Raw genomic sequence first — 14,197 nt, 5'->3', positions numbered from 1 at the left:
CCGAGCCCGGCCTGCACCATCACCGCGGCGGGGCGCCATGACAGCCTCTGACCCGCCGCCGGACGCCCGCCCTGTCCTGCCACGGCTGCGACACCTGCTGGCGGGGCTGCGCCACGCCGCCGCGCGCATCCGCCGCCCGCAGGTGGTGGGGCGCTGGTACCGCGGGCTGACCTACGTCTGGCACCTGCTGGTGTGGTCGCGCATCGCCGCCGGGCGCACCGGCGCCCTGCCCATCGAGCTGCCGCCGGCGGTGCTGCGCGGCAAGGGCATCACGCTGCCGCCGCCACATCTGGAGGCGGCAGGCCATCCGGACGCCCAGGCCATCAACGACGGCTTCGCGGAGGTCTACGCCCTGCTCTTCGCCAACCTTCAGCGGGCGGACCTGCTGTCCTCGACCCGCCATGCCATCCCGGGGCCGGCCTTTCGCGGCGTCTATCTCTGGGACTCCGCGTTCATCGCGCAGGTCTGGGGCTGGTGGGACCCGACCGTGGCCGCCGAGGTGCTGAACGCCGTGGTGGAGCTGCGCGACGGCGACCGGCTCCAGCACGTGGTGACGGAATTCCACGAGTCCCCCTACACCCAGCCGCCGCTCATCGCCTGGTCCCTGGCGCGCCTCGCAGAGCGGCTGCCGGCGCCCGCCGCCCGGGCCCTCGCCGGGCGCCACTTCGATGTCCTCTGCGCCTACCACGACTGGCTGAACCGCCACCGCCGGCTCGACAACGGCCTCTATGCCTGGGCGCACCCGTACGAGTCGGGCGTCGAGAACGCCCCGCGCTTCAGCAACACCGACGAGAGCGCGCTGCGCCGCACGACCCATATCGCTGCCGCCGACTTCAGCAGCTATGTGGTGCTGCAGCTGGAGGCCCTGGCGGGGCTCGCCGTGCTGAGCGGCCGGGGCGCCGCCGCCGACCACTACGCCGGCGAAGCGCAGCTGCTGCGCCGGCGCATCGATGCCCTGCTCTGGGACGAGCGCGACGGCCTCTACTACGACCGCGACGGCGCCGGCAGCCCGGTGCGGGTGGCCACCATCGCCGCCCTGCTGCCGCTCTGGGCCGGGGTGCCGGATGCCGCCCGCGCCGAGCGCCTGGTGGCACGCATCCTCGCCCCGGACGGCTTCGGCACCCGCATGCCGCTGCCGTCCGTGGCCCGCGGCGAGCCGCATTTCGAGCGCGACATGTGGCGCGGACCGGTGTGGCTGAATACGGCCTACGGCGTCATCCAGGGCCTGCTGCGCTACGGCCGCGAGCAGGCCGCCGCAGAGCTCGCTTGGCGGCTCTGCCTGGGCGTGTACCGGGTGTTCGCCGAGGAGCGGCGCATCTACGAGTTCTACGACCCGGACCACCATCACACGCGCCATCTCCACCGCAAGCGCGGCAACCGCTGGAAGGCCTTCACGCTGGGCACGGGTCCGCAGAAGGACTTCGTCGGCTGGACCGGGCTCGCCAACAACCTGCTGCTGGAGGTGGTGCTGGGGCTCGAGGCCCGCGCCGGGCGCCTGCGCCTGTGCCCGCGGCTGCCGCCGGCGGCGGCGGGCCTGCGGCTCAGCCTGCGGCTGCCGCGGCACGATGTGCGGCTCGGGCTGCAGGCCGACGCGGCCGGCACAGTCACCGGCAGTGTCACCCAGCGCGGGCGCAGCGCCGCATTCACCACGGCCCGCGGCAGCGCCGTGGACCTCACGGCCGTCCTCGACGGCGCCACCGAAGGCACCCTCCCATGCGCTTCTGCGACCTGACCCTGGCCTACACCGACACCAGCGGCGGCATCCGCACCTACATCGACCACAAGCGTCGGTACATCGCGGAGAGCACCGACCATGAGCATGTGCTGATCGTGCCGGGACAGCGCGACCAGGTGAGTCGCGCGGGCCCGCTCACCAAGATCGAGATCCAGAGCCCCGTCATCCCGGGCTGCCGGCCGTACCGGTTCTTCTGGCAGCCGGCGAAGATCCGTCACGCCCTGGAGCGCAGCGCACCGGACGTGGTGGAGCTCGGCAGCTTCTTCGTCTCGCCCTGGGCCGCGTTCCGCTACCGCGAGGAGTGCCATGGCGTGGCCCGGCCCTGCCTGGTGTCCGCCTACTTCCACACCGACGTGGCCGAGGCCTATGTCGGCGCACCGCTGCGGCACTTCCTGGCCGACGGCGTCGAGGAGATCAGCGACACCCTCGGCGGCTGGGGCCACAAGCTGAGCGACGCCATCGAGAGCGGCGCCGAGGCCACCTTCGGCCAGATCTTCCGCCGTTGCGACCTGACCTTCGCCGCCACCGACGCGCAGGCGGCGCGCATCCGCGAGTACGGCGTCGAGGGCACGCGCATCGTGCCCCTGGGCGTGGACCTGGAGCGCTATGCCCCGGAGCGGCGCAGCGCGGAATGGCGCCGCGACCATGGCATCGCCGACGCGGACCTGCTGCTCATCTACTGCGGGCGGCTCGACACCGAGAAGGACGTCATGCTGCTGGCGGATGCCTTCACCCGCCTGGTGCTCGCCGAGGACTGCCGCGCGCCCGCGTCGGCCGCCGATACCCCGCCCAGCCGCTGCCACCTCATGCTCATGGGCGAGGGGCCGCTGCACGAGCAGCTCGCCCGCCGCGCCGAGCAGGTCCCGCGCCTGCACCTGCCGGGGTACGAGTCCGACCGCGCCCGCCAGGCGACGGCGCTCGCCTCCGCCGACATCTATGTCACCGCGGGCCCGCACGAGACCTTCGGCCTCGCCGTGGTGGAGGCCCAGGCGGCGGGCCTGCCGGTGGTGGGCGTCGATTCCGGCGCGCTGCGCGAGCGCGTGGCACCGGGCACCGGCCGCCTCGGGCGCGTCGGGGACGCGGAGGCCTTTGCCGCCAACGTCCGTGCCGTGGCTGCCGAGCGCGCGGCCATGGGTGCCGCCGCGCGCGAGCATGTGGTGCGCGCCGGCTACGGCTGGGAGCGCACCTTCGAGCTGCTGCTCGGCATCTATGCCGATGCCTTCCGGAGCTAGTGTCTGCGCGGCTGCGACACCCCTGGGGTCAAACGATCACTTGCAGCGGCGGACTGACGTCCGTCTTTCCCAGGGTGTCGGCTGAAGTCGGCGTACCCGCGGGGCAGCGCCCGGGAGGCGTGGACAGCCGGCAGCCTTGTGCGCTTGAATGGGATTTGCCTGATGCCGGGGCTGCCCATGTATCCCTACCTCGCGGTCGATCAATTCCTTCAGACCCTGCTCGGCACCCGCGCCCTCGCCTCGGCGCTGGAGCTCGGCGTCATCGACGTGCTGGCGGATGAGGCGTCGAGCGCGCCGGCGCTGGCGGCGCGGCTTCGGCTCGACGGCAACGGCTGTCTGCTCCTCACCGAGCTGCTGCGGCATGCGGGCATGCTTGAGCAGCACGGCGACGCCCTCGCCCTGAGTGATGCATTCCGCGCCGCGCTCGCCTTCCGCGATCTCATGGAGGCCAAGATCGCCTTCAGCACCCTGCTGCTGCCGGACCTGGTGCAGGGGCTCACGGCGCTGGTGGCGGACCCGCCGGCCTTCCTGGCGCGCTCCCGCGCCCTCGCCCTCTTCCGTTATGACCGCGCGCTGGACACCGCGGCCGACAATCTGGCGGACACGGAGCGCTGGCTGCGCCTGACGACCGTGCTGACCCGCTACGAGGCCGCGCCGCTGCTGGACCGGCTGCCCCTTGGCGGGCACTTTCGGCTGCTGGACATCGGCGGCAACAGCGGTGAGCTGGCGCGGCAGGCGCTGGCGCGGCATCCGCAGCTCAGGGCCGTGGTGGCGGATCTGCCCGCGGTGTGCGCCCTCGGGCGCCGGCACCTGGCGCAGGCGCCGGAGCGTGCGCGCATCGAGTTTCTCGCCGGGGACGCGCTGACCGCTCCGCTGCCGACGGACTGCGACCTGGTGTGCTTCAAGTCCATGCTGCACGACTGGCCCGAGGCCCAGGCGCGCACCCTCCTGAGCCGGGCCGTCGCCGCGCTGCGCCCGGGGGGTCGCGTGGTGATCTTCGAGCGCCGGCGGCTTGAGCAGCTCGCCGCGCCGCCGGCCTTCGGGCAGCTGCCGGTGCTCTTGTTCGCGGGCTTCTATCGCACGGCGGACTTCTACGTGCAGACCCTGACCGGGCTCGGCCTGATGGGCATCGAGGCCGAGGTGGTGGAGCTGGACCTGCCCTTCATGCTCGTCACCGCGCACAAGCCCACCGCCGGCGCCGCAGCGCCGCATCGTCAAGGCTAGCGGGCACCGCCGCGGGAGCCGCTGCACGCCATGGCCGCCGAGCCCATCCAGCCGCTCACCGCGCCCTCAGCGGAGGCCTGGTCCCTGGCCGAACGGCTTTGGCCCCTGACCTCCGTGCTGTTGTGGGAGGCGTCCGTCAAGCTTCTGCCGGGGCAGGCGCTCACCCGCCGCTTCATGCTGACCCTGCACCCGCCGCGCAGGCCCCGGGCCAGCGCCGCCCTTGGCCGACTGCTCCTGGAGCTCGGGCTGCCGGCCGCCTTCGCCCAGGACCTGAAGGCCCGCCTTGGCGCCGCCTGCAGCCTGCATGTCGCCATCGAGGGCGAGGGTCCGCGCACCCTGCACAAGCTCTATCTGGAGCTGCCCCAGTCCGCTCGGTCCACCGCGGCGGATGCAGCCAACGGCGACGCCGGCCGCCTTGTGCACCTGGCGTACAAGTGGGACCCGCAGCACCCGGCGCGGCGCAGCATCGCCCAGTACCGCGACTGGTCTGCCGCCGACACCGCGACCCTGTGCGCGCGCATCGACAGCCTGCTCCCCGGCGCATCGCCGCCGGCGGACCTGCTGCGGGACGCCGCGCGCACCCTGGTGAGCCGCGCCGCGCAACGCCTGTCCGCCGCCGAGCTGATGCTCCTCGCCGTGACGGAGGGCGGCAACCAACGGCGGTCCTTCGACCTCGGCCTGTACGACGCCGAGCTGCCCGTGGGCGCCCTGCGCACGCCGCTGCTCGGTCTCGCACGCGGCTTCGATCTGCCGACTGGTGCCGCGGCGGCGCTGCTCGATGCCCTCGCCGACACGCCGCTCGGCCATTTCGCCGGCGGCATCGCCCGCGACGGCCGACCCTTCTGCACCCTGTTCTACGGCGCCGGTCGGCTGGCGCCGCCGGCCGCCGCCGGCGGGAGGTGATCGACATCATGACCTTGACACCGAGCTGGCTGGAGCCGAGTGCCCCCGGCGACCGCTACACCGACTTCTGCCTCTGGGACTATCCGCCGGCGGCACCCACGGCGGGCAAGCTGCGCAGCGTCAACCTGCTCTATGCGAGCTTCGCCGCCGCCGGCGTCGTCGAGCCGCTGCGGGCGCTCTGCCGCGCGGTGCAGCGGGCGCTCGGCCCCGGCAACACCGTCTGGGGCGTCAAGCTCGCCGACGGCCGGCTGTGCTGGGAGCTGTACGTCTACGACTACGCCCGCCAGCAGCGCCAGCGCGGCGTCGCCGAGATCCTCGGCGCGCTGGGGCCGGCTGCGGCCACCAAGCTGGCGGACCCGCGCCACCTGCCCTATTTCATGTGCTCCGTGGACCTCGATGCCGACCTTGTCCGCGGGCGCCGCGGCATCGATGCCCTGAGCCTCTATATCGGCACCCCCGGCAGCAGCGTCTCGGCGGGGCTCTGCTACGAGCTGACCGCGGCGGGTCTGAGCTTCCGGAATCTCTACTATTTCTTCAGTACCCGACGCCAACGGTCGGAAATCGAGCAGAAGGTCTTGGAGTCCGTGCACCTCGACCCGACGCTGTTGCGGATGGAGCAGGTGCTCCTGCCGGAGCTGATGGGCTGCGAGACCACCGTGGTGGCCAACAAGCGCGACAACGACGCCGTGTATTTCACCCGCCTCGGCATCGATGTACTGGTGGTCTTTCTGCGGCGCTTCGGCTTTCCCCCCGCGCTCACGGCCTTTGCCGAGCACCACCGCGCGCGGCTCGATCACCTGCGCTTCGACCTCGCCTTCGACTACCGCATGACCGGCGGGCGGCTGCAGGTGCCCAAGGTCAGCTTCTTCGGGTATCTGTGATGACGCCAGCCGAGCACCGCGCGCGCTTCGACCCCAAGCGCTACGCCTCCATCACCATGGAGTTCCGCTGCAACCTGCGCTGCGAGCACTGCATGATCGAGGGCACCATGGACCGGCTGCACCCCGGCCGCCGGCAGGACTTCGAGGCCCTGCTCGCGCGCAACCGCGCCGAGCGCCGCTGGCACGGCCTCATCCTCACCGGCTCCGAGATCACCCTGCACCGCGACCTGCCGGAGCTGGCCCGCCGGGCGCACCAGTCCGGCTTCCGCCACGTGCGCATCCAGACCCACGGCATGCACCTCGCCAAGGCGGACTACCTGGCGCGGCTGGTGGATGCGGGCGTGGATGAGTTCTTCGTCAGCGTTGCCGGCAGTGACGCTGCGAGCCACGACCGCATCACCACGGTGCGGGGCTCCTTCGACAAGACCCTGCGGGGCTTGGAGAATCTGGAGCAGTATCCGCACGTGGTGAGCCTCACCAACACCGTGGTCACCGAGCGCAGCTACCGGCTGCTGCCGGACGTGGTGGAGCGACTCGCGCACCTGAAGCGCCTGGTGCAGATGGAGTTCTGGGCCTACTGGCCCATGCGTGAGGACGATGCCAAGGACCTGATCCCGCGCCACCAGGACGTGCTGCCCTATCTGCGCCGGGCCATCGAGCGCTGCCGTGCCCATGGCCGCGAGATCGAGATCAAGAACTTCCCCGCCTGCCTGCTCGGCACCGATGCGCACCTGGTCTACAACGACCAGCCCAACCTGTTCATCGACCCGGCCTTCTGGGACGAATTCATGCGCAATGGCTTCTACCAGTGCGTGCACCGCGAGCGCTGTGCGGCGAGCGAGTGCCTCGGCCTCAACACCGCCTACATCCGCAAGTACGGCCACGAGGCCACGGCGCTGACGCCGCTTGCCGAGGACCCCGCCGCCCGGCGCTGGGGCGAGCCGCCGGCGGTCAAGCGGGCCTGAGCGTCTGGGACGGCCCGACTCAGTCCGGCAGGAAGCGGATATCGCAGCGCACCCCGCCCGGGATGCGAAAGTCCGGATTCGGCAGCCGCAGCCGCACGCCGAAGGTGTCGCTCGCGGCGTCGATGACCTGGTCCACCACGGTGACCTCCGCCTGCTGGGGCTCGGCCCCGGGGTAGCGGGGCATCACCGCAGCCCGCATGCCCACATCGATGGCGCCGAAGCGCTCCACGGGCACGAAGATCTCCACGTGCAGCGGGTCCAGCTCGGCGATGCGCAGGATGGGGCGGTTCTCGGCGGACTCGCCGGGCGCCATCAGCTGCTCCATCACCACGCCGTCCACGGGGCTCTGGATGTTGCGGTTGGCGAGCAGCCGGCGCGCGCGGGCCAGCTCCAGCTCGGCGATGCGGCGCTGCTCCAGGGCCTGCTGTAGGCGCAGTGCGGCGCGCTTGGCCTCGCTGGTGGCCTTGTCCTGCTCGGTGGCAGAGATGGCCTTGGCCTCGGAGAGCTGCTGGATGCGCGCGCGCTCCCGCTCGGCGAAGGCGAGGCTTTCTTCCAGCTCCGCGATCTCCGCATCCACCGTGGCGCGGGCTTCGGCGAGGTCCACCGTGGCCTGCTCCACGTCGCGATTGAGCCAGCCGATGACCTGGCCTGCGCGCACCTGATCGCCGCGACCGACGGTGAGGGATTCCAGAATGCCCTCCTCGCGGGTGCTGACCTCGGTGACGCTGGCGGGCTCGATGACGCAGTCGAAGCCGGCGAGGTCCGACGCCTGGGCCGGCATCGCCGCCGCCAGGCTGCACAGCACCGCCGCCGCAGTGACCGGATATCTGTGTTGTCTCATGCTCATTCCCCCCGGCCGGTGAAGGCGAGCAGCCGGCCCACCTGCTCGTCCAGCTGCAACAGACGCCGGCGCACCCGGGCGTGGCGGCCCTCCGCCGCGCGCTGGGCGCGGCGCTCCAGCCACACCGCCAGCGGCGCGCAGCCCTGGGCGGCGCAGGGCAGCAGGGCCGCGGGCCTGCACCAGCGGCTCTGCGCCGGCAGCGGGTCGTCCAGCGCCGTCAGCGCCTCGGCGCTGCCCGGGTCTCCCTGGCGGGCGCAGCGGCCGAAGAGCTGGCGGTCGATGCGCCGGGCCTCATGGCGGGCGGTGGCAATGACATGCAGTCCACCGTGCGCCGCCACGCCGGGGGCGAGCCGGATGTCGGTGCCGCGCCCGGCCATGTTCGTGGCCACCGTCACCTGCCCCGGTGCACCGGCGGCGGCAATGACCGCGGCCTCGTCTGCGTCCTGACGGGCGTTCAGCACCTGGTGCGGGATGGCGGCGGCGGTGAGTCGGGCGCTCAGCTGCTCGGACGCCTCCACCGACACCGTGCCCACCAGCACCGGCCGGCCTGCGGCGTGCATGCGCTGCACCCGCGCCACCACCGCCCGCCACTTGGCCCCCGCATCGCGGTGCACGCGCTCGCCCAGCAGGTGGCGGCGCAGGGGCTTGTGCGTCGGCACCAGGGCCACGCCCAGGCGATACACGGCCCAGAGCTCTGCGGCCACCTCGCGGGCGGTGCCGGTCATGCCCGCCAGGTGCAGGTAGCGGCGGAAGAAGCGCTGGTAGCTGATGCGGGCGAGGGTGGCATTGCGCGGCGTGAGCGTACAGCCCTCCTTGGTCTCCACCAGCTGGTGCAGGCCGCGCTCCCAGGTGCGGTCCCGCATGAGCCGGCCGGTGTAGGCGTCGACGATCTGCACCTTGTCGTCCGCCACCAGGTAGTGCGTGTCGCGCTTGAGCAGGTGCGCCGCGTACAGGGCCTGGCGCACCAGTTCCTCGCGCTGGCGGGCGTTGTGCCAGACGCGGCCGAGCCCGTCCATGGATTCCTCGAGGGCGGCGCGGCCTGTGTCTGTCAGCTCCACCTCCCGCTCGGCGCGGCGCAGGCGAAAGTCGGTGCCTTCGCGCAGCGCCGCCGCCGCCGCCAGCGCCTGCCGGTACACCGCCGGGTCCGGGTCGGCATCCGCGCCGGCGCCGCCGGAGATCACCAGCGGGGTGCGCGCCTCGTCGATGAGCACGCTGTCGGCCTCGTCGACGATGGCGAAGCAGAGCCCGCGCAGCAGCAGGCGCCCGCCCACGGCGGCGCTGCCGAAGAGGCCATCCAGGCGCAGGCGCAGGGCGCCGGCGCCGCCGCGCGCCAGGCGGTCGCGCAGATAGTCGAACACCAGCTGCTTGTTGGTGCAGTAGACGATGTCGCAGGCGTAGGCGGCGCGGCGGGCGGCGTGGTCCATGTCTGCGGTGACGGCACCCACGCTCAGGCCCAGCGCCCGGTACAGGGGACCCATCTGCCCGGCATCGCGCCGGACCAGGTAGTCGTTGACCGTGATCACGTGCACTGGGATGCCGGCGAGCGCGGCGGTGGCCGCCGGCAGCGTCGCCGTCAGGGTCTTGCCCTCGCCGGTCTGCATCTCCGCGAGCCGCCCGCGCAGCATGGCCCAGCCGCCCAGCAGCTGCTCGTCGTAGGGGGTGAGGCCCAGCACGCGGTGGGCCTGCTCGCGCACCAGGGCGAAGGCGCGGATGCAGGGTGCGCGGCTGAGCCCCTGCCGGCGCAGCGCCACGCGTGCGTCTGCCACCGCCGCCGCCAGCGCGGGGCCGTCGAGCGCCGCCAGCGCCGGTGCCTGGCGGTGCACGGCGCGCACGATGCCCTGCCAGCGCCGCGTGTGCGCGGGTGCCAGGCCCCGGAGCGTGCCCAGGCTGCGGTCCCAGAGTCGCTCCAGCGGCCCGAGCCGGGACAAGGCCCGCTCCGGATAGGTGCCCAGCACCGGGCCGGGGCGCGGCACCGGCGGTGGCGCGAGCAGTGTGTGCCAACCGGTGAGCACGGCCTCAGACCTGAAAGTGCGACAGGAACAGCTGGCGCAGCGCCCGGTACCACTGCACCGACAGGGGCTCGGCGCCGTGGTCCAGACGCACCGCCACGCGCTGCCCGGGCAGGGCCTCGGCGGCGAGCGCCGGCGGCAGCGCCAGATCCAGCACGAACACGGGCGTGAGCGCCCGGCGGCCGTTGGGGTCCGTGGGGTCCAGCGCCACCGGCCCGCCGCCGCCGCTGCCGAGCGCCGCCGCCGGCAGGTCCTGGGTGGCCGCCGGCACCTGGCGCAGGATGCGGCTCGCTGCGGGCTGCGCTGCCCAGGACCGCAGCCGCACGGACACGGCGTCGGTGCGCTCGCGCACCAGGCCGATGCGATCTTCGTCCACCACGGCGCGAATCTCGGCGCGGCCCGGCGCCGTCACATAGCCCACCGGGGTGCCGCGGGCGAGGTGGCGTCCGGGCAGGTCGGCGGCGTCCGGCAGCACCAGCTGCCCCGCCGCCGGGCTCTTCAGCACCAGGCCGGCCTGTTTCTCCTGCGCGCGCTGCAGGTCGCGGCGGGCCTGGGCGATCTCCTCGTGCAGCACCCGGGTGCGGGAGCGGTCGGTGACCTGCGCGGCGGTGAGGCGGGCGTCGAGCTCGCGCAGGCGCGCCTGAAGCAGCGCCACTTCCGCGTCCAGATAGGGGTCCGCCAGCGCCAGGAGCGGCTGCCCCGCCTGTACCCGGCTGCCGTCGGCGGCGAGCACCCGGGTGACGGTGCCTGCCGCCTGCACCCGCAGCCGTGCCTCCTCGGGCAGCTGCACCACGCCCTCCGTGCGCGTCCAGGACGGCACCGGCACCACGGCGATCACCGCCAGCAGCGCCGCCGCGAGGCTGGCGGTGACCAGCACCGCCCGGGCGCGGCGCCGGTCGAGCTTGGGGTTGGTGAGCACGAAGTGCAGGCCCTTCACGAGGGGCCAGAGGAGCTGCTGCGTCACCGCCCAGATGGCCAGCAGCACGCCGAGCACAAAGAACTGGCCGGCGATGAACAGCACGATGGCGAACAGGATGAACTGCCGGTACAGGAAGGAGGCGATGCCGTAGAACACCAGCCAGCCGCGCTCGCCGGGTGCGCTGTGGGGCGGGTCCAGGTCGCGGGCGCCGAACAGGTGATGCTGGGTGAGCCAGCCCAGGTACTGCTGCGCGCGGGTGGCGAGGTTCGGGATCTCCAGCCAGTCAGCCAGCACATAGTAGCCGTCGAAGCGCAGCAGCGGATTGCCGTTGAAGAAGAGCGTCGAGACCCCGCCGATGAGCATGACGTTGAAGGCGAGCGCCCGGGCCACGCCGGGCTCCATCGCAAGCCACAGGAACAGGGCCAGGGCGGCGAGACAGAGCTCCACCATGATGCCGATGGCGCCCACCACCATGCGCTGGTACTTGTCCGGGAAGGCCGAGGCCGATGACGCCTCCACATAGGGCACCGGCATCAGCACCAGGAACATGATGCCGATCTCGTGCACCTCGCCGCCCCAGCGCTTGGCGGCGAAGCCGTGGCCCAGCTCGTGCACCGCCTTCACCAGCGGGTAGGCGAGCCACAGCAGCAGCAGGTTCTGCGCGCTCAGCACCCGGTCCACCAGATTGCCGGTGAGGGCGGACCAATGGCTTGCCGCCAGCACCGCACCCGTGACCACCACCGCGAGCCAGAGCAGCAGCCCGACCCAGCTGAAAAGCGGGCGCACCAGCCACAGCCAGCGGGTCAGGAAGGCGTCCGGGTCCCACAGGGGTATGCGCACGGCGAGCGGCTGGGCCAGGCGCTGGCGCAGCTGCCGGCGCTGCTGGCGGTCGTGGCGCTCGGCGATCTCGGCGCTGTCCGGCGGCAGGTCCGCCACCAGCAGGTCCGCTGCATGGAGCTGACCGAGCAGGCGGATGGTCTCTTGCTGGGTGGGTGCGTCCTCGCCGTCACGGGCCTGGGCGGCGTCCCAGATCTGCTGCACGGTGCGCACGCCGTCCAGCATGCCCACGAGCCCGTAGGCGCCGGCGGAGAGGCGGTGGCAGCGCCCGCTGGCGGTGTCCTCCAGCACGTACCAGACCGCATCCCGGTAGGCGTGCCGGTGCATCTGGGCGTGGGCGCGCAGGCGCGGCCTGAGCGGCGCCACGCGGTACCAGTCCGGGCTGTAGAGGGTCTCGCTCATGTCCTGAAAGGTGCTGCGATGGGTGCTCAGCCGGCCCAGGACCACCACTGCATGCGCAGCCAGTGCGCAAGCCGATGGGTCCAGATCCAGAACAGCTTGCGCTCGCCCGCGTCGAGCTTGCCGATGCCGCGCATGCCGGGCCGCAGCAGGGTGAGAGTGGCGGCGTCCAGCACCGCGGCGTCGGCCCCGACACCGGCGTCCCCGGGCGCCGTCAATTGCAGCCGTGCCTCCACCCGGAAGCGGTTGTCGCCCGCCTGCGCTTCCGCCACCGGCGTGAGCTTGACCACCTCGATGGGCAGAGGCTCCTCCGGCAGGCCCGCCAGGGCCACCCGCCCGGGCTGGCGCGGGTGCACCCGGGCGATGTCGCGCTCGTCCACCTCCAGCACCACCCGGTAGTCGTCCAGCGGCGCCAGCTCGAAGAGCAGGTCGCCGCGGGAAACCGGCGCGCCGATGGACTGGCTCAGGTCACCGGAGACCACCACGCCGTCGAAGGGGGCCGTGAGCCTGGTGCGCGCGAGCTGCTCGGCGAGCAGCGCCGCGCGTGCCTCGGCCTGGTCGATGCGGGCGCCGAGGATGCGCATCTGCGCCCGGTCGCGCTCGGCGATGGCCTGGCTGTATTCCCGCGCGAGCTTGGCCCGCTCCGCCTCCCACTTGGCCTGCTCCAGCTTGAGGTCCTTGTCCTCCAGTTGCGCCAGCAGGTCGCCTGCCCGCACCAGGTCCCCGGGGCGCACGGCGGTGCCGGCGATGAAGCCGTCCAGCGGCGCGGTGAGTGCCCGCTGCACCCGCCCCTCCAGCGTCGCCGGCGCGCTGATGCGGTAGGCGCCGGTGGCCGTGGCCAGAAAAACCGCGACCGCCAGCAGTCCGAGCGCGCTGGTCTTGAGCACCAGGTGCCCGCGCCCGAAGAGCCGGCCGAGCAGCCCGATGAAGGCGTCCAGGTTCTTGGCGCCGATCCAGCGATCGTCCCGGCGCTTGGCCTCCAGCACCGGGCCGAGCAGGGTGGCGGTGTGCTCCGCGAGGGCCTGCTCCGCCGCCGTGAAGGGGCGCTCCGCATCCCGTTCCAGGCTGAGGGCGCCGACGATGTGCCCGGCGTCGGCCAGTGGCAGCACGCAGAGGGCGCGGGCGCCGTGGCGCTCGGCGAGGCGGCGGGCGGCGTGGGTGGCGAGGCCGGCGCCGGCTGCGTCGGCAGCCGCGGGCTCCGGCAGCAGGACGGTGGCCTGCTGGTCCATGGCCTCGTCCATGGCGGCGCCGATGTCGCGCAGCAGGCTGCTCTTCTTGTTGAACTGGGCGGAGTGGGACAGGGCGCGCACCCGCACGTGCCGGCCGGGGCGGCTGCCGTAGGCGACGCGGTCGCAGTCCAGCACCAGGGCCAGCTCGGTGACGGCAGCGGTGGCCGCGGCGGCGAGCCCGTTGGCCTCCATGGCGCTCACCAGGACACCGAGCACGCCGGTGTGCGCCTGGTGCCCGCCGGCACTGTCCGACGCGGTTAGGCGCGGCTGCCACCAGGCGGCGCCCCATTGCAGCAGGCGCATCACCTGCTGCATGCGCGGCTCCCCGCGGTGCGCGGCTTCGACGGCGACGACGCCCGCCACCCGCTCGCCGGTCATCAGCGGCCAGGCGTAGACGTCACGGGCGTCCCCACGCGTGGTGTTCCCGGCATCCGCCGGTCCGTCGCCGCCGCGCCGGCGCACCGCACCGCGGCGCTGCGCCACCGCCAGCTCGGCGACGGCGGTGAGCGCCGGGTGGGCGGCCTCGGGTGCGGTGGCGCTGCTGCCGGCGGTGGCGTCCGCCGCCGGCGGCTGCCACCAGCACTGCGGGCGCAGCTCGCCGGTGTCGGTGTCGTGCAGCACCAGCACGGCCAGGGTGACATCGCCGAGCAGGCGGCATTGCAGGTCCAGCCAGGCGGCGGCGAAGGCCTGCGGGTCCGCCGCGTCCTGGAGGCGCTCCCAGGCGGCGGGGTCGGTGAAGTCCGCGCCGGCGCTTCGGCTGCCGTCGAGGGCGGGCGCTTGCCCGGCTGTGGTGCTGCTGTCGGTGCTCATGGCCACTGCGGGAGGTGCGGCGCCGGCGGGGGCTCAGGGCCGCGCGTGGTGATGTCGAGGCGGACCCTGTGCCGCCCGGTCCTGCCCGACTTGACCCTGGCAGCCGAGTGGCGTCGGCGGGGCGTTCTCATCCTGCGGCGGTGATCATTGTGACAGCCTAAGCGTTACACGAAGCCGGCCGCCGGTATTTTCGCACAGAGCGGCTCGTAAATA

10 protein-coding genes are annotated in these 14,197 nt (G+C 73.3%); 6 read left to right on the top strand and 4 right to left on the bottom strand.

The genetic code is table 11. The annotated features are described in order from the left end of the window. Positions 1 to 37 precede the first annotated feature (37 nt). The 6 genes from QZ607_RS10765 to QZ607_RS10740 all read left to right on the top strand — a co-directional run bounded on the left by QZ607_RS10765 (position 38) and on the right by QZ607_RS10740 (position 6,940). Positions 38 to 1,732 carry a trehalase family glycosidase gene (locus QZ607_RS10765; protein WP_295882603.1) on the top strand — a complete coding sequence of 565 codons (1,695 nt, stop codon included), beginning with the start codon at positions 38 to 40 and terminating at the stop codon, positions 1,730 to 1,732. Further along, positions 1,714 to 2,967, top strand: coding sequence for a glycosyltransferase (locus QZ607_RS10760; RefSeq protein ID WP_295882602.1), 1,254 nt, complete (start codon positions 1,714 to 1,716; stop codon positions 2,965 to 2,967). Before QZ607_RS10765 ends, QZ607_RS10760 begins: the two co-directional genes overlap by 19 nt. A 162-nt stretch (positions 2,968 to 3,129) precedes the next feature. Beyond that, complete coding sequence (locus tag QZ607_RS10755) at positions 3,130 to 4,191, top strand: methyltransferase (RefSeq protein ID WP_295882601.1); 1,062 nt, start codon at positions 3,130 to 3,132, stop codon at positions 4,189 to 4,191. A 30-nt stretch (positions 4,192 to 4,221) separates the two neighbouring features. After that, positions 4,222 to 5,094, top strand: a complete 873-nt coding sequence (locus QZ607_RS10750; protein ID WP_295882600.1) for a hypothetical protein — start codon at positions 4,222 to 4,224, stop codon at positions 5,092 to 5,094. An 8-nt stretch (positions 5,095 to 5,102) separates the two neighbouring features. After that, on the top strand, positions 5,103 to 5,975 hold the full coding sequence (locus QZ607_RS10745; protein ID WP_295882599.1) for a hypothetical protein: 873 nt from the start codon (positions 5,103 to 5,105) through the stop codon (positions 5,973 to 5,975). Next, complete coding sequence (locus tag QZ607_RS10740; RefSeq protein WP_295882597.1) at positions 5,975 to 6,940, top strand: radical SAM protein; 966 nt, start codon at positions 5,975 to 5,977, stop codon at positions 6,938 to 6,940. The genes QZ607_RS10745 and QZ607_RS10740 overlap by 1 nt, the downstream gene beginning before the upstream one ends. 19 nt (positions 6,941 to 6,959) lie before the next feature. Here QZ607_RS10740 and QZ607_RS10735 read toward each other — a convergent pair whose 3' ends face one another. Genes QZ607_RS10735 through QZ607_RS10720 form a run of 4 tightly spaced genes read right to left on the bottom strand, consistent with a single transcriptional unit; the run spans position 6,960 to position 13,984 of the window. Further along, a complete protein-coding gene (locus QZ607_RS10735; RefSeq protein WP_295882595.1) occupies positions 6,960 to 7,781 on the bottom strand; it encodes an efflux RND transporter periplasmic adaptor subunit in 822 nt (273 codons plus the stop codon). A 2-nt stretch (positions 7,782 to 7,783) separates the two neighbouring features. After that, positions 7,784 to 9,793: a hypothetical protein gene (locus tag QZ607_RS10730; protein ID WP_295882594.1), complete on the bottom strand. Its 2,010-nt coding sequence runs from the start codon at positions 9,791 to 9,793 to the stop codon at positions 7,784 to 7,786. 4 nt (positions 9,794 to 9,797) lie between these two features. After that, positions 9,798 to 11,948, bottom strand: a complete 2,151-nt coding sequence (locus tag QZ607_RS10725) for an efflux RND transporter periplasmic adaptor subunit (protein WP_295882591.1) — start codon at positions 11,946 to 11,948, stop codon at positions 9,798 to 9,800. Between the two features lie 26 nt (positions 11,949 to 11,974). Further along, entirely contained in the window at positions 11,975 to 13,984 is a 2,010-nt protein-coding gene (locus tag QZ607_RS10720) for an HlyD family efflux transporter periplasmic adaptor subunit (protein WP_295882588.1), read from the bottom strand. Between the last annotated feature and the right edge of the window lie 213 nt (positions 13,985 to 14,197).

This window comes from uncultured Thiohalocapsa sp., from assembly GCF_913063425.1.
GTDB lineage: Bacteria > Pseudomonadota > Gammaproteobacteria > Chromatiales > Chromatiaceae > Thiohalocapsa.
This window is presented reverse-complemented; position numbering and strand designations above follow the sequence as displayed.